The 17,860-nt window shown below is 74.0% G+C and carries 15 protein-coding genes; 8 read left to right on the forward strand and 7 right to left on the reverse strand.

Annotation, left to right across the window (positions count from 1 at the left end):
* Nucleotides 1-150: 150 nt before the first annotated feature.
* The 4 genes from paaD to paaA form a co-directional block, all read right to left on the reverse strand.
* Nucleotides 151-624, reverse strand: a complete 474-nt coding sequence (gene paaD / locus AB0K18_RS44685) for a 1,2-phenylacetyl-CoA epoxidase subunit PaaD (RefSeq protein WP_364927468.1) — start codon at nucleotides 622-624, stop codon at nucleotides 151-153.
* A 110-nt stretch (nucleotides 625-734) separates the two neighbouring features.
* Complete coding sequence (paaC, locus tag AB0K18_RS44690) at nucleotides 735-1,727, reverse strand: 1,2-phenylacetyl-CoA epoxidase subunit PaaC (protein ID WP_364927471.1); 993 nt, start codon at nucleotides 1,725-1,727, stop codon at nucleotides 735-737.
* 12 nt (nucleotides 1,728-1,739) lie between these two features.
* Nucleotides 1,740-2,033 carry a 1,2-phenylacetyl-CoA epoxidase subunit PaaB gene (gene paaB / locus AB0K18_RS44695; RefSeq protein WP_355423729.1) on the reverse strand — a complete coding sequence of 98 codons (294 nt, stop codon included), beginning with the start codon at nucleotides 2,031-2,033 and terminating at the stop codon, nucleotides 1,740-1,742.
* Complete coding sequence (paaA, locus tag AB0K18_RS44700; protein WP_364927474.1) at nucleotides 2,030-2,992, reverse strand: 1,2-phenylacetyl-CoA epoxidase subunit PaaA; 963 nt, start codon at nucleotides 2,990-2,992, stop codon at nucleotides 2,030-2,032. Before paaA ends, paaB begins: the two co-directional genes overlap by 4 nt.
* A gap of 104 nt (nucleotides 2,993-3,096) precedes the next feature.
* On the opposite strand from paaA, the gene paaZ reads away from it, so the two are divergent.
* The 6 genes from paaZ (at nucleotide 3,097) to AB0K18_RS44730 (ending at nucleotide 10,545) form a co-directional block, all read left to right on the forward strand.
* Nucleotides 3,097-5,142: a phenylacetic acid degradation bifunctional protein PaaZ gene (gene paaZ, locus AB0K18_RS44705; RefSeq protein ID WP_364927476.1), complete on the forward strand. Its 2,046-nt coding sequence runs from the start codon at nucleotides 3,097-3,099 to the stop codon at nucleotides 5,140-5,142.
* On the forward strand, nucleotides 5,139-5,930 hold the full coding sequence (locus AB0K18_RS44710) for an enoyl-CoA hydratase-related protein (protein WP_364927479.1): 792 nt from the start codon (nucleotides 5,139-5,141) through the stop codon (nucleotides 5,928-5,930). Before paaZ ends, AB0K18_RS44710 begins: the two co-directional genes overlap by 4 nt.
* Before the next feature lie 192 nt (nucleotides 5,931-6,122).
* A complete protein-coding gene (locus tag AB0K18_RS44715) occupies nucleotides 6,123-6,650 on the forward strand; it encodes an Lrp/AsnC family transcriptional regulator (protein ID WP_364927482.1) in 528 nt (175 codons plus the stop codon).
* 318 nt (nucleotides 6,651-6,968) lie between these two features.
* Entirely contained in the window at nucleotides 6,969-8,066 is a 1,098-nt protein-coding gene (gene pdhA / locus AB0K18_RS44720) for a pyruvate dehydrogenase (acetyl-transferring) E1 component subunit alpha (protein ID WP_364927485.1), read from the forward strand.
* Between the two features lie 11 nt (nucleotides 8,067-8,077).
* Nucleotides 8,078-9,127, forward strand: coding sequence for an alpha-ketoacid dehydrogenase subunit beta (locus tag AB0K18_RS44725; protein WP_364927680.1), 1,050 nt, complete (start codon nucleotides 8,078-8,080; stop codon nucleotides 9,125-9,127).
* On the forward strand, nucleotides 9,124-10,545 hold the full coding sequence (locus AB0K18_RS44730) for a dihydrolipoamide acetyltransferase family protein (RefSeq protein ID WP_364927488.1): 1,422 nt from the start codon (nucleotides 9,124-9,126) through the stop codon (nucleotides 10,543-10,545). The genes AB0K18_RS44725 and AB0K18_RS44730 overlap by 4 nt, the downstream gene beginning before the upstream one ends.
* Before the next feature lie 19 nt (nucleotides 10,546-10,564).
* Here the strand turns inward: AB0K18_RS44730 and AB0K18_RS44735 are convergent, their stop codons facing one another.
* Both AB0K18_RS44735 and AB0K18_RS44740 read right to left on the reverse strand, forming a co-directional pair.
* Nucleotides 10,565-11,794 carry a hypothetical protein gene (locus tag AB0K18_RS44735; protein WP_364927491.1) on the reverse strand — a complete coding sequence of 410 codons (1,230 nt, stop codon included), beginning with the start codon at nucleotides 11,792-11,794 and terminating at the stop codon, nucleotides 10,565-10,567.
* Complete coding sequence (locus AB0K18_RS44740) at nucleotides 11,752-12,852, reverse strand: ThiF family adenylyltransferase (RefSeq protein ID WP_364927494.1); 1,101 nt, start codon at nucleotides 12,850-12,852, stop codon at nucleotides 11,752-11,754. Before AB0K18_RS44740 ends, AB0K18_RS44735 begins: the two co-directional genes overlap by 43 nt.
* A gap of 309 nt (nucleotides 12,853-13,161) precedes the next feature.
* Here AB0K18_RS44740 and AB0K18_RS44745 point away from each other — a divergent pair, with 309 nt between their 5' ends.
* The gene (locus tag AB0K18_RS44745) at nucleotides 13,162-16,149 is read left to right on the forward strand and encodes a BTAD domain-containing putative transcriptional regulator (protein ID WP_364927498.1); all 2,988 of its coding nucleotides are present in this window, start codon (nucleotides 13,162-13,164) and stop codon (nucleotides 16,147-16,149) included.
* Here the strand turns inward: AB0K18_RS44745 and AB0K18_RS44750 are convergent.
* Nucleotides 16,146-16,847 carry an aspartate/glutamate racemase family protein gene (locus tag AB0K18_RS44750; RefSeq protein ID WP_364927683.1) on the reverse strand — a complete coding sequence of 234 codons (702 nt, stop codon included), beginning with the start codon at nucleotides 16,845-16,847 and terminating at the stop codon, nucleotides 16,146-16,148. The two genes, AB0K18_RS44745 and AB0K18_RS44750, sit on opposite strands and share 4 nt — an antisense overlap.
* A gap of 80 nt (nucleotides 16,848-16,927) precedes the next feature.
* Between AB0K18_RS44750 and AB0K18_RS44755 the strand changes: the two genes are divergently transcribed.
* Nucleotides 16,928-17,848: a LysR substrate-binding domain-containing protein gene (locus AB0K18_RS44755; RefSeq protein WP_364927500.1), complete on the forward strand. Its 921-nt coding sequence runs from the start codon at nucleotides 16,928-16,930 to the stop codon at nucleotides 17,846-17,848.
* The last annotated feature ends 12 nt before the right edge of the window (nucleotides 17,849-17,860 follow it).

A 17,860-nucleotide genomic window follows, 5' to 3' on the forward strand; every position in this document is an offset into this window, starting at 1 on the left:
CCGCCGGGCCGGCGGAGAGCTGAAACGCCTGTGGAGCGGGTGTAAGACCTCAACGAGAGTCCTCTCGGACGGGGCGACCGGCTGTGAAGCAGGAATTTTCACGGGCGACCGTGGGAATCCCCCTCGTTTGCTAGGGGGAGGATGTCAACGCTAGATCTCCTTGACGTGCTCGAACGGTTCGAGGCAGCCGGTGCAGCGGTAGAGGGCCTTGCAGGCGGTGGCGCCGAACTCGGAGGTGAGCCGGGTGTCCGCCGAGCCGCAGCGCGGGCAGCGCGGCGCCGCGCGCTTGGGGCCGAGAGTCAGCAGCACCGGCCCGGTACGCCGGGGTGCGGGACCGGGCGGCGACAGCCCAGCGTCGCGCAGGGCGGCACGGCCGCGTTCGGAGATCCAGTCGCTGGACCACGGCGGGTCCAGCACCACCCGCACCTCCACCCGCTCGAACCCGGCGTCGTTGAGCCGGTGCACGAGGTCGTCGCGCATGGTCGCCATGGCCGGGCAGCCGGTGTAGGTCGGCGTGATCGAGGCGACCACCACCTCGCCGCCGCCGGCGTCCCGCGTCACCTCGACACCGCGCAACACGCCGAGGTCGGCGAGGGTCAGCATCGGCATCTCAGGATCCCGCACCTGCCTCGCCACCTCGGCCGCCGCGTCCGCCCGCGCGGCCGCGCCGTCACGCCCTCGCCCAGCGGGCCGTCCGTCGCCCGGTGCGGAGTCCGCGCGGGGCCGGGCGGGGGTCACCAGCGCCCCGTCGGGTGTGCGCGGGCGACCACCTGCATCTCGGTGAGCAGTCTGCTCAGGGCTTCGGTGTGCAGGCCGTGTCTGCCGGTGCGTCCGCCGACGCCGGCCAGCGGCGCACGTTCGGGACGTTCGACGCCGCTCACTGCGAGCACCTGGTCCAGGACGGCGTCCACCTCGCCCGCCAGGGACGACGGGTCCACACCCACCCCGGCGTCGGCCAGAACCAGTTCGAGCGGATGGGCGGTGACCACCTCGGCCCGCAGCGGCCACAGCGCGTCGAGCGCGGCCAGCAGCCTGCGGTGCGACTCCTCGGTGCCGCGCGCCAGCGTGAGGAACCAGCGCCCGGCCCAGTCGCGGTGATAGGCGACCTCCTTGACACCCTTCCCCGCGACGGCGGCGAGCACTTGGTCCCGGCTGCCGCGCAGCCGTTCGAACAGGGCGAGCCGGGCCGCGGAGAACAGCAGCAGCCGCACCACCACGTGCGCGAAGTCCCCGTTCGGCACCTCGCACATCCGCACGTTGCGGAAGTCGCGGTCGTCGCGGAAGAACGCCAGCGCGTCCTCGGCCGGCACCGGCGAGCCGTCGGGCAGGGCCGGCACCACGCCGGGGTCGGCCGCCGCCGCCCGCGCCAGCAGCAGCCGCGCCTGCCCGAGCAGGTCGAGCGCCATGTTGGCGAGCGCGATGTCCTCCTCCAGGTCGGGCGCGCGGCTGCACCACTCCGACAGCCGCTGCGACAGGATCAGGGCGTCGTCGCCGAGCATGAGGCAGTACGCGGCCAGCGCGGCCGGGTCCACCCCCTCGGGCACGGTCGTGTCGACCCCGGCCAGCGGGTCCTCGAAGTCGGTGCCGAAGGCCCACTGAGCGGATTCACCGCCCTCGATCAGGCCGTCGAAGATGCTGCCGTGTCCGCCGCCGTGTCCGCTGCCGTGTCCGCTGCCGTGTCCGCTGTCGTGTCCGCTGTCGTGTCCGCTGCGGTGTTCGTCGCTCATGAGCAGGTCCGATCAGATGTGCGGGACGTCGCCCGGGATCTCGTAGAACGTCGGATGCCGGTAGACCTTGTCGCCGCTGGGCGCGAAGAGCGGGTCCTTCTCGTCGGGGGACGAGGCGGTGATGGCGTCAGCCCGTACGACCCAGATGCTGACGCCCTCGTTGCGGCGGGTGTAGACGTCGCGGGCGTGCCGCAGCGCCATCTGGTCGTCAGGGGCGTGCAGCGAGCCGACGTGCACGTGGTTGAGCCCGCGCTTGCCGCGGACGAACACCTCGTACAGCGGCCATTCCCGGCGGTCGGTGCTCATCGGGCGACCTCCTGCTGTGAGCGCTCGGCGAAGGCGAGCGCGGCCTCGCGTACCCAGGCGCCCTCCTCGTGGGCGGCCCTGCGGTGCGCCATGCGCTGGGCGTTGCACGGCCCGTCGCCGCGCAGCACGGCGGCGAACTCCTCCCAGTCGGGCTCGCCGAAGTCGTAGTGGCCGCGCTCCTCGTTCCAGCGCAGGCCGGGGTCGGGCAGCGTGACGCCGAGCGCCTCGGCCTGCGGGACCGTCATGTCCACGAACTTCTGCCGCAGCTCGTCGTTGGAGTTGCGCTTGATGCCCCAGGCCATCGAGCGCGCGCTGTTGGGCGACTGGGCGTCGGGCGGCCCGAACATCATCAGCGACGGCCACCAGAACCGGTCGACCGACTCCTGCACCATGACCCGCTGCTCGTCGGTGCCGCGCATCATCGTCATCAGCAGCTCGTACCCCTGCCGCTGGTGGAACGACTCCTCCTTGCAGATGCGGATCATCGCGCGGCCGTAGGGGCCGTAGGAGGTGCGGCACAGCGGCACCTGGTTGCAGATGGCGGCGCCGTCCACCAGCCAGCCGATGGTGCCGACGTCGGCGTACGAGAGCGTCGGATAGTTGAAGATCGAGGAGTATTTCTGCTTCCCGCTGAGCAGCAACTCGGTCAGCTCGGCCCGGGAGACGCCCAAGGTTTCGCACGCGGAGTACAGATAGAGCCCGTGCCCCGCCTCGTCCTGCACCTTGGCCAGCAGGATCGCCTTACGGCGCAACGAGGGGGCGCGGCCGATCCAGTTGCCCTCGGGCTGCATGCCGATGATCTCGGAGTGGGCGTGCTGGGCGATCTGGCGGACGAGCGTCCTGCGGTAGGCGTCGGGCATCCAGTCGCGTGGCTCGATGCGGTCGTGGCGGGCGATGGTCGCGTCGAACCCGGCTTGCAGGCGGGCCTCGAGGTCCGGCTCCGCTGGGGTGGTCGTCATCTTTCCTCCGACGCCTCGGGCTCATTTACTTATCGCTCGGTCAGTAATAAGGTCGCACACAGAGGGGTGCCCGCGCAAGGTCGCGCCCGGGGAGAGGAGACGGTGTGAGCACGCTGCTGGAGAGCTATGCCGCGGGACGGTGGTTCCGCGCGGCCGACGAGGGAGAGCCGCTGCTCGACGCGGCCACGGGCGAGGAGGTCGCGCGCATCTCCAGCCGCGGCCTCGACGTCGGCGCGATGGTCGCGTACGCCAGGAGGACCGGCGGTCCCGCCGTGCATGCGCTCACCTTCCACGAGCGGGCCGCCCTGCTCAAGGCGCTCGCCAAGCACCTGCTGGAGCGCAAGGAGGAGCTGTACGCCCTGTCCGTACGCACCGGCGCCACCTCCCGCGACACCGCCATCGACGTGGACGGCGGCATCGGCACCCTGTTCAGCTACGCGAGCAAGGGCGTGCGCGAACTGCCCAACGACACGGTCTTCCTGGACGGCGGCCTCGAACGCCTCGGCAAGGGCGGCACGTTCGTCGGCCAGCACCTCTACACCTCGCGGCCAGGCGTGGCCGTGCAGATCAACGCCTTCAACTTCCCCGTCTGGGGCATGCTGGAGAAGCTCGCCCCCGCCTTCCTCGCCGGCCTGCCCTCGATCGTCAAGCCCGCGAGCCAGACCGCGTACCTCACCGAGTCGGCCGTCCGCATGATCATCGAGTCCGGCATCCTGCCGGAGGGCGCGCTGCAGCTTCTCGCGGGCAGCGCGGGCGGGCTGCTCGACGAGCTGACCGTGCAGGACTCCGTCGCCTTCACCGGCTCCGCCCACACCGCCGGCATCCTGCGCCGCCACCCCAACGTGCTGGACGGCGGCGTCGTGCTCGGCGTCGAGGCCGACTCGCTCAACTGCTCCATCCTCGGCCCCGACGTACGCGCGGACGACCCCGAGTTCGACCTGTTCGTCAAGGGCGTCGTCACCGAGATGACGGTCAAGGCCGGGCAGAAGTGCACCGCCATCCGCCGGGTGCTGGTGCCCTCGGCCATGGCCGGGCAGGTCGAGGAGGCGCTGGCCGCCCGCCTGGCCAAGGTGAGCGTCGGCGACCCGCGCAACCCCGACGTGCGCATGGGCGCGCTGGCCGGGCTCGCCCAGCGCGAGGAGGTGCGCAAGGCCGTCGAGGCCCTGCGCGCGAGCGCCGACGTCGTGTACGGCGAGCCGGCGGGCGGCGCCCTGCTCGACGGCGACGCCACGCGCGGCGCGTTCATGACCCCGCTCCTGCTGCGGGCCAGGCCGGGCGCCACCGAGCCGCACGACGTCGAGCCGTTCGGGCCGGTCAGCACCGTGCTCGCCTACGACGGCCTGGACGAGGCCGTCGCCCTGGCCGCCCGCGGGCGCGGCAGCCTGGTCGCCTCCGTCGCCACCCACGACCCGGAGGTCGCGAGGTCCGTGGTGCTCGGGCTCGCGCCCTGGCACGGCCGGGTGCTGGTGCTCGACCGCGACGACGCCAAGGAGTCCACCGGGCACGGCTCGCCGCTGCCCGTCCTCGTGCACGGCGGCCCCGGCCGGGCCGGCGGCGGTGAGGAGCTGGGCGGCATTCGCGGGGTGCTGCACCACATGCAGCGCACCGCCGTCCAGGCCTCACCCGACCTGCTCACCGCCGTCACAGGGCACTGGACGACCGGCGCCGCCCGCGGCGCGAGCGACGTGCACCCCTTCCGCAAGTCGCTGGCCGAGCTGCGCGTCGGCGACACCATCGCCTCCGCGCCGCGCACGGTCACGCTGGAGGACATCGAGCACTTCGCCGAGTTCACCGGCGACACCTTCTACGCCCACACCGACCCCGAGGCCGCCGCCCGCAACCCGCTGTTCGGCGGCATCGTCGCGCACGGCTACCTGGTCGTCTCGCTGGCCGCCGGACTCTTCGTCGACCCGGCGCCCGGCCCGGTGCTGGCCAACTTCGGCGTGGACGCGCTGCGCTTCCTCACCCCCGTCAAGGCCGGTGACAGCATCGCGGTGACGCTCACCGTCAAGCAGATCACGCCGCGCGGCAACGCCGACTACGGCGAGGTGCGCTGGGACGCCGTCGTCACCAACCAGGAGGGGCAGCCCGTGGCCACGTACGACGTGCTCACCCTGGTCGCCAAGACCTGGGACGGTGACGCCCGGTGAACGGCGCGGCCGTCCTCCTCGAACGCGACGGCGCCGTGGCGACCGTCACGCTGAACAGGCCCGAGCGACGCAACGCGCTCGACGCCAAGACCAAGCTGCAGCTGCGCCTCGCGCTGGAGGACGTCGCCGGTGACCCGTCCGTCCGCGCGGTGCTGCTGGCCGGGGCGGGACGGGCGTTCTGCGCCGGGCAGGACCTGGCCGAGCACGCGGCGGCGCTGCGCGAGAACGCGGCGCACGCGTTCGACACCGTCGAGGAGGACTACGCGCCCGTGGTGCGGCTGCTCGCCACGATGCCCAAGCCGGTCGTCGCGGCCGTCGGCGGCACCTGCGTGGGCGCCGGGCTGGCCCTGGCGCTCGCCTGCGACCTGCGGGTGTTCGCCGAGGACGCCGTGCTCGGCACGGCGTTCGGCGCGATCGGGCTGACCTGCGACTCCGGGCTGTCGGCCACGCTCACCCGGTCGGTCGGCGAGTCGCGGGCCAGGGAGCTCGTGCTGCTCGCCGAGCCGTTCACGGCGCGGCAGGCCGTGGAGTGGGGCGTCTCAGGGCGGCTGGTGCCGCAGGACGAGCTGGCTCCGGCCGCGCGCGAGCTGGCCGAACGGCTCGCGGCCGGGCCCACCCTCGCCTACGCCGAGTCCAAGCGGCTCATCGCCGAGTCGTGGGGGCGCGACCTCGGGGCGACGCTGGCCGCCGAGGCGCGCGCCCAGGCCCGCCTGGGCCTGACGGCCGACCACGCCGGCGCCGTGGCGGCGTTCCTGTCGAAACGCCGCCCCGCCTTCGACGCCCGCTGACCCCACCGTCTGGGCCACGGCCTGGGCCACCGCCCGAGCCACGGCCTGGGCGGCCGTCTGGGCCACGGCCTGGGTCGCCGTCCGGGCCGCGGTCTGGGCGGCTGTCTGGGGTGCGGCCTGCGTGACGGTCGCTCGCCGGGGCAGCGCTTCGGCAGGCGGCCACCTGGAGACCTTTGGCAAGGAGTGAGGGGCATGGAGAGCCAACCGTCCACGGCGACGAGCGTTCCGGCCGGTGAGGAGTGGCCTGAACGGGCCGCCGCGGCGCTCGACGACGTGGACCGCGCGATCATCGCCGAGCTGCGGCGCGACGGCCGCATGTCGGTGCGCACCCTCGCCGAGCACGTGCACATCTCCAGGGCCAGCGCGTACGCGCGGCTGACCCGGCTCATGGAGGACGGCGTGATCACCGGCTTCACCGCCGAGATCGCCCCGGCCAAGGCAGGGCTGGGCACCAGCGCGTACGTGTCGATCACCATCGAGCAGAACTCCTGGCGGCAGGTGTCGGCCCGGCTGCGCGAGATCGCCTACGTCGAGCACTTCGCCATGGTCGGCGGCGACTACGACGTGCTGGCCCTGGTCAGGACGCCGGACAACGCGGCGCTGCGGCACGTCGTGCTCGAACGCATCCAGGACATCCCAGGCGTCCGCGCCACCCGGACCTGGCTCGTCTTCGACGAGGCCCGCGGCCAGGGCGCCCACTGGAGCCGAGCCCGCGGGTGACCGAGGGCGGCCTGGCCCGTGACCGGGCGGTAAGCGGCCGAGGCGGGATGGGCGGCACACGGACGGCTGGGCGGCGCGGACGGCTGGGCGGCGCGCGGGCGGCTGGGCGGCGGCGGGTGAGGGCCGGTGGATCAGGGGTGGCGTGGGTGGCGGCAAAACGTCCGGCTGGTCCTGCTTCCTCCGCTGGTCAAATCGACAAATGGCCGTGAGAAGCATGGTTTGCGGCCATTTGTCGCCTATCGCCGCCGATGTCTTGAACGAATGGCTCGCCAAGCGGACGCTTCTCTTGTCCACCGTCCAGAGAAAGCGAGCGTCGCCATGTCTCATCCCCAGGTGGTCGACGGTCTCCTCCCCGCGCCCGTCCCCGTGCGTTTTGTCGCCGAGGACGGCACCGCCGTCGATCCCCCCGCCGCGTACCCGATGCCGGCCGGCGAGCAGCTCACGGAGGCCTACCGCCGGATGGTCATCGGCCGCCGCTTCGACCGCCAGGCGACCGCGCTGACCAAGCAGGGCCGCCTCGCCGTCTACCCCTCCAGCCTGGGACAGGAGGCCTGCCAGATCGGCGGGGTGCTCGCGCTGCGCGACGACGACTGGCTGTTCCCCACCTACCGCGACAGCGTGGCCCTCGTCTCCCGCGGCCTCGACCCCGTCGAGGTGCTCACCCTCCTGCGCGGCGACTGGCACTGCGGCTACGACCCCGCCGCCGTCCGCGTCGCCCCCCAGTGCACGCCGCTCGCCACCCAGACCATCCACGCGGTCGGCATGGCCGAGGCACTGCGCCGCAAGGGCGAGGACGCGGTCGTGCTGGCCTTCATCGGCGACGGCGGCACCAGCGAGGGCGACTTCCACGAGGCGCTCAACTACGCCGGCGTGCTGCGCTGCCCGGTCGTGTTCCTGGTGCAGAACAACAAGTACGCCATCTCGGTGCCGCTGGCCAGGCAGACCGCCGCGCCCGCGCTGGCGTACAAGGGCGTCGGGTACGGGGTGCCGTCCGAGCAGGTGGACGGCAACGACCTGGTCGCCGTGCTGTCGGTGCTGACCGAGGCCGTCGGGCGGGCCCGCGCGGGCGGCGGGCCGTTCCTGGTCGAGGCGCACACGTACCGGATGGACCCGCACACCAACGCCGACGACCCCACCCGCTACCGCGACGCCGAGGAGGTCGCGCGGTGGGAGTCGGCCGACCCGCTGGCCCGCCTGGAGACCTACCTGCGCGGCCGGGGCCTGCTGGACGACGCCGGCGTCGCAGCCGCCGCGCAGGCCGCCGACGCGTACGCCGCCCGCGTCCGCGACCGCATGAACGCCGACCCGGAGACCGACCCGTTCGAGCTGTTCGACCACGTCTTCGCCGAGCCCACGCCGCAGCTGCGCGAGCAGCGCGAGCTGCTGCGGGCCGAGCTGAGCGCCACGGAGGAGTGACGATGACCGCCATGCCCGTGTCCGCACCCGGACCCGTCGCCGCGTCCAAGCCGACCTCTATGGCACAGGCACTCAACGCCGCCCTGCGCGACGCGCTGTGCGAGGACGAGCGGGTGCTCGTCTTCGGCGAGGACGTCGGCCCGCTCGGCGGGGTGTTCCGCATCACCGACGGGCTGACCGGGGAGTTCGGCGAGGAACGCTGCTTCGACACCCCGCTCGCCGAGTCCGGCATCGTCGGTCTCGCGGTCGGGATGGCGATGGGCGGCTTCCGTCCCGTCGTCGAGATGCAGTTCGACGCGTTCGCCTACCCGGCCTTCGAGCAGATCGCCTCCCACGTCGCCAAGACCCGCAACCGCACCCGCGGCCGGGTGTCGCTGCCGATGGTGATCCGCATCCCGTTCGCCGGCGGCATCGGCGGGGTCGAGCACCACTGCGACTCCAGCGAGGCGTACTACGCTCACACCCCAGGGCTCAAGGTCGTCACGCCCGCCACCGTCGAGGACGCGTACTGGCTGCTCCGCGACGCCATCGACGACCCCGACCCGGTGATCTTCATGGAGCCCAAGAAGCTGTACTGGGCGAAGGACGACTTCTCGCCCGCCGAGCGGCGCGCCCCCGGCTTCGGGCGGGCCGTGGTGCGGCGCGAGGGGAGCGACGCCACGCTCGTCGCGTACGGGCCTGGCGTGCCCGTCGCGCTCCAGGCCGCCGAGACGGCCGCCGCGGAGGGCCGCTCGCTGGAGGTGGTGGACCTGCGGAGCATCGTCCCGTTCGACGACGAGACCGTGGCGTCGTCCGTACGCAGGACGGGGCGGTGCGTGGTGATCCAGGAGGCACAGGGGTTCGCCGGGGTGGGGGCCGAGATCGCGGCCCGCGTACAGGAGCGGTGCTTTCACTCCCTGGCCGCGCCCGTGCTGCGGGTCACCGGTTTCGACATCCCGTACCCGCCGCCCAAACTGGAGCACACCCACCTGCCCGACGTGGACCGGGTGCTCGACGCGGTGGACCGGCTCCAGTTCGACGACCGGCCCGACCTGCTGCACCTCAGCAGGGAGGCGTCATGACCGTCACCGGCGAGCGGCAGGTGTTCCGCCTGCCCGACCTCGGCGAGGGGCTGACCGAGGCCGAGGTGCTCGACTGGAAGGTCGCCGTCGGCGACACCGTCGAGGTGGACCAGATCGTGGTCGAGGTCGAGACGGCCAAGGCGGCGGTGGAGGTGCCGGTGCCGTACGCGGGGACCGTCCTCGCCCTGCACGCCGCACCCGGCGCCGTCCTGTCGGTGGGCGAGCCCCTCATCGAGATCGGCGGCGCGGCACCGGCCGAGGATCCGGCGGCGTCCCGGTACCGGGAGGAGGAACGGGCCGGCAGCGGCAACGTCCTCATCGGCTACGGCACCGGCCACCACGGAACCTCCCGCCGCCGTCGCCGCTCCGCCCAGCTCAAAGCGCCGGCCGCCGACGCCCGCCCGCTCAAGGCGCAGGCCGAGGACGCGCGGCCGATCAAGAGCGCCGCAGGAGAGGCGCGCCCGCCTCAGCCCTCCGCCGCCGACGCGCGCCCGCTCAGGACGGCCTCGGCGGGCCCGCGTCCGCTGAGGCAGGAGGCGGCGAGCTCCCGGACGCCGGGGCAGGCGCCGCGCGTCATCTCGCCGCTGGTGCGCAGGATCGCCCGCGAGCACGGCATCGACCTCGCCCAGGTCACCCCCACCGGCCCCCGCGAGGTGATCCTGCGCCGCGACGTCGAGCAGGCCATCGAGCGAGCGGGCGCGGCGAGCCCCGCCGCCGCCCCGCGAGCGCTGGAGCGCATCCCGCTGCGCGGCGTGCGGCGGGCCGTGGCGGAGAAGATGAGCCGCAGCCGCACCGAGATCCCCGACGCCACGACCTGGGTGGACGTGGACGCCACCGACCTGGTCGCGGCCAGGGACGCGCTCCGCCGCACCCGCCCCCAGCTCGGCATCGGCCTGCTGGCCCTGCTGGCCCGCATCTGCGTGGACGGCCTGCGCCGCTTCCCCGAGCTGAACTCGACGGTGGACACCGACCGCTCGGAGATCGTCAGGTACGGCCACGTCAACCTCGGCTTCGCCGCCCAGACCGACCGCGGCCTCGTCGTCCCGGTGGTCCGCGACGCCCACCTCATGACCACCGCCCAGCTCGCCGCCGAGCTGACCAGGCTCACCGGCCTGGCCAGGGACGGCAAGCTGCCGCCTGAGTCGCTGACGGGCGGCACGTTCACGCTCAACAACTACGGCGTCTTCGGCGTGGACGGCTCCACCCCGATCATCAACCATCCGGAGGCGGCGCTGCTGGGCGTCGGCCGGGTGATCGACCGCCCGTGGGTGCACGGGGGCGTCGTCACCGCCCGCAAGGTCACCCAGCTCTCCCTGACGTTCGACCACCGGGTCTGCGACGGGGGAGCGGCGGGCGGCTTCCTGCGGCATGTGGCCGACTGCGTCGAGAACCCGGCCATCCTGCTCGCCGACACCTGACCCCGCCGCCCCCCCGGGGTCAGCGCCGTACGTGCTCGCGGACCGCCAGGCCGGCCGCCAGCACGTACGGGCCGAGCAGCAGGGCGACGCAGAGCAGCGCGTACCAGAAGGCGGGGTCGAGCGGTCCGAGCGCGAACCGGCCGGCCCCCCACCCCAGCACGCTCACCACCACCGGCAGGACGAAGACCACGAACCAGGCCAGCACCACGGCGAACCCCGCCAGCCACACCCACCGGAACCACCGCCCCACCCTGAGGTCGGCGGGCGCGGCCCGGACCACCTCGGCCGCCTGCGCCCGGGTGAGCCGGCCGAACGCGTGCCGCAGCAGCAACGTCTTGATCCGCCACAGGTCGCGGCAGCCGAGGGCGTGGACGAGCACTCCGTACAGGTCGGTGCGCAGGAAGATCATGCACTGCCACAGCAGGCCCGCCAGCTTCACGAACACCCAGGCGGCGAGCGTGGCGTCCACCACCGGCTCCGGCGACCACACTCCTTTCAGGATCAGCAGGCGGGCGGTCAGCAGTGCGGCGAGCACCACCACGTCCACCGCCATCCCGCCGAGCAGCGGCCCGAAGCGGCGGCGGCGCGGCACCGACCACAACTGCGACAGGTCGGTCTCCAGGACGAGCAGCATCATCCGCCGGTCCACCCCGAACCGGGCCGTGAGCCCCGCCGCACGGGCGGCCAGCCAGTGCCCGCCTTCGTGCAGCGCCGTCGAGACCAGTACGAACGGCATCAGGAGCAGCGCGCTCAGCCCGACGTCGTCCAGCACGAACGCGTCCTCGGCCGGGTCCGGCAGCAGCGACGGCGAGGTGATGAAGACCGCCAGGCAGAAAAGCGCGAGCACGACGTAACAAGCCCACGCGACCTCCCCGAAGAAGGGGCGGGCCACGCGCGTGCTCACCCCCGCCAGCCAGCGCCGCATCTGGATCGGCGCGGTCCTGACGGCCTGGCGCTCGTCGTCCGGCCGGTCGTCCAGGAACCCCAGCTCGGCCAGGGTCGCCATGAACGCGGGCAGGTCGACGGGCTCGCCGGCGAACGCGGCGGCCTCGGCGGCGGCCTCCTCCTCGGTCGCGCCGCGCAGCAGCGCCGCGACCACCACGCCGCCCACGGCGGGCATCGCCACGAACATGCCGGTGGCCGGGTCGCCGACCAGCACCTCCTCGCCCTCCCCGACCACCGTGAGCGGGCGCAGCCGTACGGTGGTCACGGGACGCGCCTGCCGTCGTTCTGCGGGGCCAGCGCGCACGCCGGGCAGCCTGGGTCGCGGGGGAACGGCTGCCACGCCGGGACCAGCCCGTCCAGCAGGTCGAGCACCACCCGCGCCCCCGCCGCCCGCGGCGGCTCGACCTTCGTCAGATACCGCATGACCTCGTACGCGACCAGCGACCCGACCTGCATCGCCATCGGCCCGGTGAGCCCGTTCGCCAGCCGCAGCCCGCGGGTGAGCCGCTGGGCCACCGCCGCCGTCGTCCGCTCGCCGGGGTCAGGCAGGTCGGACTCGTCGCAGCGCAGGCAGGCGCTCCTGCCGGGATCGACCGAGAAGTAGATGAGCTGGGTCCGCGTCATGCCACCGGCCACCAGCGGGACGCCCGCGCGCAACGCGGCCTCGTTGACCCAGAGGTTCGCGTCGGGGGCACCGTCCAGGCCGCCGGCGATCACGTCGGCGTCGCCGGTCAGGTCCTTGAGGTCGTCGGGGCCGGAGATCCACCGGTCCACGGCGCGGACCTCGATGTCCGGGTCGTACTCGCGGACCCACTCCGCCGCCCGCTCCACCTTCGACCGGCCGACGTCGGCGCGCCGGTAGAGGAACTGGCGGGCGAAGTTGCGCGGCTCGATGTCGTCGCGGTCCACCAGCGTCAGCGCGCCGACACCGAGCCCGGCCAGGCACTGCACGAGGGCCGAGCCGCCGCCGCCCGCGCCGAGCACGAGCACGTGGGACGCGCGCAGCCGCCGGACGAACTCCGCCCGCGACGTCCCCAGCCGGGCGAACGCCCCGAAGAACGTCAGGTTGGAGAAATGCCGCTCGTCGGCCTCGGGATCGCCCAGCAGCCGCTCATCGGCGTCCTCCACCAGCCCCAGGGAGTCGAGCCCGGCCAGGCCGTCGCGCACGTCGTCCGCCGTGACGGGGACACCGCGCGCGGTCAGCGCCGCGCTCAGCTCGTCCGCCGTGGCCGGCCCCCTGACCAGCTCATCGAGCAGCGCCGCGACCCGCCCGCCCGGGTCGGCCAGCGTGTACGCCTCGCGCGGGTCGTGCACGACCACGAGCTCGTCGCCCAGGGACTCCCAGGCGCATTCCTTCACCATCACCCGCATCGTTTCCCACCGGATCGTTCGTCATCGGCCGGCAGCAGCTCGGCCGGCCGTCATCGGTCGTCGGGATGGAGCCGCCGGGAGGCGGCGGACCGCCTCCCGGCCGGCTGAGAGGCGTTGCCTCAGGTCATGAACTGCGTCGCCTTCACGGCCTCGACCTTGCGAACCTCGATCTTCATCTACGGCACCTCCTTCCTGGCTCCCCGGCGGGATGTCGTCGATCAACTTCCTCCTCTCGCCGCCAGAAAGCCCATAAAGTCGCCATAGAGAAGGACGAAACGGCTGATCGTGGCAGGGAGGACGGTGGACTTCACGATCCTCGGACCGGTCAGGGTCCTCGACGAGGGACGGCCGATCCGGCTGGCCGCCAGAGCGCGCGCCGTGCTCGGCGTCTTCCTGCTCCACCCGGGCACCGTCCTGTCCAGGGACCGGCTGATCGCCTCGGTGTGGGACGACCCGCCGCGCTCCGCCGTGCCGAACCTGCAGCAGTACGTGACCGCGCTGCGCCGCGCCGGGATCGGCGTCGAGTCGGCGCCGTACGGCTACCTGCTGCGGCTCGAGCCCGACCGGCTCGACCTGCTCACCTTCGACGAGGCCGCGCACCGGGCCCGGCTGGAGGCGGCCCGCGGCGACCTGGCGGCCGCGCACCGCCTGTTCGGCCGGGCGCTGGCGCTGTGGCGCGGCCGGCCCGCCGAGGACGTGCCGCTGGCGGCGACCGTCCAGGCCCGCATCGCCGAGCTGGAGGAACGCCGGGAGAACGCCAGGCTCGCCTGGATCGACGTCCGCCTGCGGCTCGGGCTGCACGACGAGCTCGTGGGCGAGCTGGCCCCGCTGGTGGAGGGCGCCCCGCTCAACGAACGCCTGTGGCACCGCCTGATGCTCGCGCTGCACCGCGCCGGCCGTCGCGCCGAGGCGCTGGAGGCGTACCGCCGCGCCCGCTCGACCCTCGTGAACGAACTGGGCATCGAGCCGGGCCACGACTTACGCACCCTCCACACCGCCCTCCTCAACGACACCGCCCCCATGCCTCCAAGCACCGAAGTCGGTGAGCTTGGGGGCGCTTCCTCCGGTGCCGGCCGCGTCCTTGGCGAGGATGGTGGTGTCGTCCGGTCCCGCGATGCAGGCGTTTCCTTGAGCCGGGAGCCCTCCTGGACAGGGGTTTGTTTGCTTCCTGCGGACATCGCTGACTTCGTCGGGCGTGAGCGGGAGAGTGCCGAGCTGGTCGCGGCGCTCAAGGGGGGTGGGGGCGCGCCGCCGATCGTCATCGTCTCGGGGCAGCCGGGCGTGGGCAAGAGCACGCTGGCGGTGCACGTCGCGCATCTGCTGCGCGAGCGGTATCCCGACGGGCAGTTGTTCGTGCGGCTGGCGGGGGCGTCGGCGGCCCCGCGTGACGCGTCCGACCTGCTGGCCGAGCTGCTGCGGGTGCTCGGCGTGGACTTCGCCGCCCTGCCCGCCGGCGTCGAGGAACGGGCGGCGGTTTACCGGGCCAGGCTCGCCGACCGCGCGGTGCTCGTGCTGCTCGACGACGCGGCCGCCGAGGACCAGGTGCAGCCGCTGATCCCCGGGACGCCCAGGTCCGCCGTGCTCGTCACCTCCAGAGGCCCGCTGCCCGCACTGCCCGGCGCGACGGCGTACGCGCTGGACGTGCCCCCACTTGCCGACGCCCGCGACCTGCTGGCCGGCGTGGCGGGGGCGGAGCGCATGGCCGGCGACCCCGAGGCGGCCGAGGCGATCGTGCGCTCCTGCGGGCGGCTGCCGCTGGCGCTGCGCATCGCCGGCGCCCGCCTGGCCACCCGCCCCGCCTGGCCGCCGGCCGAGCTGGCGCGCCGGCTCAGCACCGCCTCACCGCTCAACGAGCTGCGCTCCGGCCCCCTGGACGTGCGCGCCACGTTCGAGGCGAGCTACGCCGCGCTGTCCCAGCCCGCGCGCGGAGCGTTCCGCCTGCTGGGTTCGGTGCCGGCGGACGGGGTGGCGGCCTGGACGGTGGCCGCGCTGGCCGGCGTCTCCGCGCACGACGTGGACGCGTCCCTGGAGGAGCTGGCCGCCGCCGGCCTGATCACCGCCGGTGACGGCGACGCCGCGGCCGGTCCCCGCTACCGCATGCACGACCTGCTGCGCGGCTTCGCCGGCGAGCTGTTCGCGGCCGAGGAGAGCGCGCGGAGCAGGACGGCGGCGCTGCTCCGCGCCACCGCCGAGGCGTGCGCGCGCACCACGGAGGCGGCCCGCGAGCTGCCGCCGGCCTTCGCCCCGCCGCCGCCCGGCCTGCCCGCGAGGACGCCGCCCTGCCCCGAGGGCGGCGCCTGGCTCGCCGCGGAACGCGCCGTGCTCGTCGCGCTGGCCGTGGCCGCGGCCAGCGCCGGCCTCGTCCGCGAGGCGGCCCTGCTCGCCCAGGCGCTGGCGCCGTTCCTCATCGTGCGCGGCTTCCACGACGACGCCGTACGCCTGCTCGGCACGGTCGCGGAGGCGGCCGCCGAGGCCGGCGACACCGCGATCGAGATCAGGATGCGCCTGATCCGCGGCGACGCCGAGGTGGATCGCAGGCGAGCGGGCGCGGTCGCGGAGGAGTTCAGGCTGCTCCTCGCGCGCGGCTCGGAGACGGGCGACCGGCACGCCGCTGCGTACGCGCTGCTCGGAGTCGCCGCCACGCTGGAGTCCGACCTGGGCTCCGCGCTGGCCGCCGCCACGATGGCCGCCGAGCGGTTCGAGGCGCTCGGCGACGAGCACGGCCTGCTGGCCGCCTGGACCGAGATCGCCGGGATCCAGTTCTACCTGTCCCGCTACGACGCGGCGGCGGCGACCCTGCGGCGGGCCCTGGCCAGGGCCGAGGGCCACAGCGCCGTCCACCAGGCCGTCAAGAGCGCTGTTCACAGCGCCGTTCATCGGGCCCGGTTCCTGCGCTCGCTCGGCATCGCCTGCTACGAGACGGGCCGCGCCGACGAGGCGATCGGCCACTACCGGGCCGCCATCGACCTCAGCAGGGAGCTGCGCTGGAGCTACGGCGAACGGGTGACGCTGCGCCGGCTGGCCCAGGCCGAGGCCGCGCTCGGCCACTACGACACCGCCGTCGCCCGGCTGGCCAGGTGCGCCGAGATGTTCGAGTACGCAGGGGACACGCAGGGGCAGGCGATGGTGGCGTACACGCTGGGCGAGATCAGCCGCCGCCGCGGCGACGAGCGGGCCGCGCTGGAGCACTTCACCGCCTGCCTCGACCGGCTCGACCCGCTCAACGAGCCGGTCTGGACGGCCCGCGCCCGCGATCAGGTGGCCCGCTCCCGCGCCGCGCTCGGTTAGCCGGGCGGCTCGCTCAGGGCCAGGTCGAGGGCGGTCTCCACGTGGATCCGGGTGGAGTCGAACACCGGGACGGGGCTGTCGTCCTGGCCCACCAGCAGGGTGATCTCGGTGCAGCCGAGGATGACACCCTGCGCGCCGCGCCCGGCGAGGTTCGCGATGATCTCCCGGTACGCCTCCCGCGAGGCGGGCTCCACCCGGCCCAGGGTCAGCTCCTGGTAGATGACGTCGTGGACGAGGGTGCGGGCGGGCTCGTCCGGCACCAGGACGTCGATGCCGTGATCGCGCATCCGCGCCCGGTAGAAGTCCATCTCCATGGTGAAGCGGGTGCCGAGCAGGCCGACCCTGGTGAGACCCGCCGCTGCGACGCGGCGGGCGGTGGCGTCCACGAGGTGCAGGAACGGCACGCCGACGGCGCCTTCGACGGCGTCCGCCACCTGGTGCATGGTGTTGGTGCACAGCAGCACCAGGTCGGCGCCCGCCGACTCCAGGCTCTTGGCCGCGCCCGCCAGCAGTTCGCCCGCGCGGTCCCACGCGCCCTCGCGCTGCGTCGCCTCGATCTCGGCGAAGTCGACGGTCAGCATCACGCTCTTCGCGCAGTGGTGACCGCCGAGGCGGCGGCGGGTCTCCTCGTTCAGGATCTTGTAGTACTCGGCGGAGGACTCCCAGCTCATGCCGCCGATCAGGCCGATGGTTCGCATCACGCGTCCCACCTTGCCGCGTGCTCCTGCTCTTAGGAAGGCTTGAACTTCTTGGCGCTGACCCAAGTAATACTTAAGGCATGGATGCGAACCGGTTGCTCATCTTCCGGGAGATCGCCCGTACCGGGTCGATCGCGGGCGCCGCCAGGGCGCTCGGGTGGACGCAGCCTGCCGTCAGCCAGCACCTGCGCCACCTCGAACGACAGGCGGGGGCGCCGCTCGTGCTGCGCCGCCCGCGCGGGGTGCAGCTCACCGAGGCGGGCAGGGCGCTGCTGCGCCACGCCGACGCGATCGCCGCCCGGCTGCAGGCGGCCGAGGAGGACCTCGACGCGCTGGGCCAGCGGCGGGCCGGCACGGTGCGGCTGGCGGTGTTCCCTTCCGCGGGGGCGACGATCGTGCCCGACGCCATCAGCCTGCTCGGCCGCCGCCACGCCGGCATCGACGTACGGCTGCGCGAGGCCGAGCCACCCCAGGCGCTCGCGCTCCTGGAAGCCGGCGAGGTGGACGTCGCCGTCACCTTCACCCACACCGCCGACCCCATCGCCGGGGAGCAGAGTGCGGGGCCCGGGCTGGTGCGGGTGGTGGTCGGGGGTGATCCCGTGCGGCTCGTGCTGCCTGAAGATCATCCCCATGCGGGCCCGCCCGAGGCGCCGGTCGACCTGAAGGTGCTGGCAGGGGAGAAGTGGATCGCCGGGTGCGAGCGGTGCGCCGCGAACCTGCGCGAGGCGTGCGGCGCGGCCGGGTTCGCGCCGGACGTGCGGCACGGCACCGACGACTACGTGGCGGCCCAGGCGCTGATCGCCCGCGGCCTGGCCGTCGGGCTGCTGCCCCAGCTCGCCCTGGACGCCGCCCTCCACCCCGGCGTCGCCGTACGCCCGGCGCTGCAGCTCCGCCCGCGCACCCTGCACCTGACCTACCACCGCGAGGCCGGCCAGATCCCGGCGGTCGCCGGCGCCCTGCGTGCCCTGCTCGACACCACGGCCGACCGGCGATCCGCCTGACTTCAGCCGCCT

Source organism: Nonomuraea sp. NPDC049421, assembly GCF_040677005.1.
GTDB lineage: Bacteria > Actinomycetota > Actinomycetes > Streptosporangiales > Streptosporangiaceae > Nonomuraea > Nonomuraea salmonea.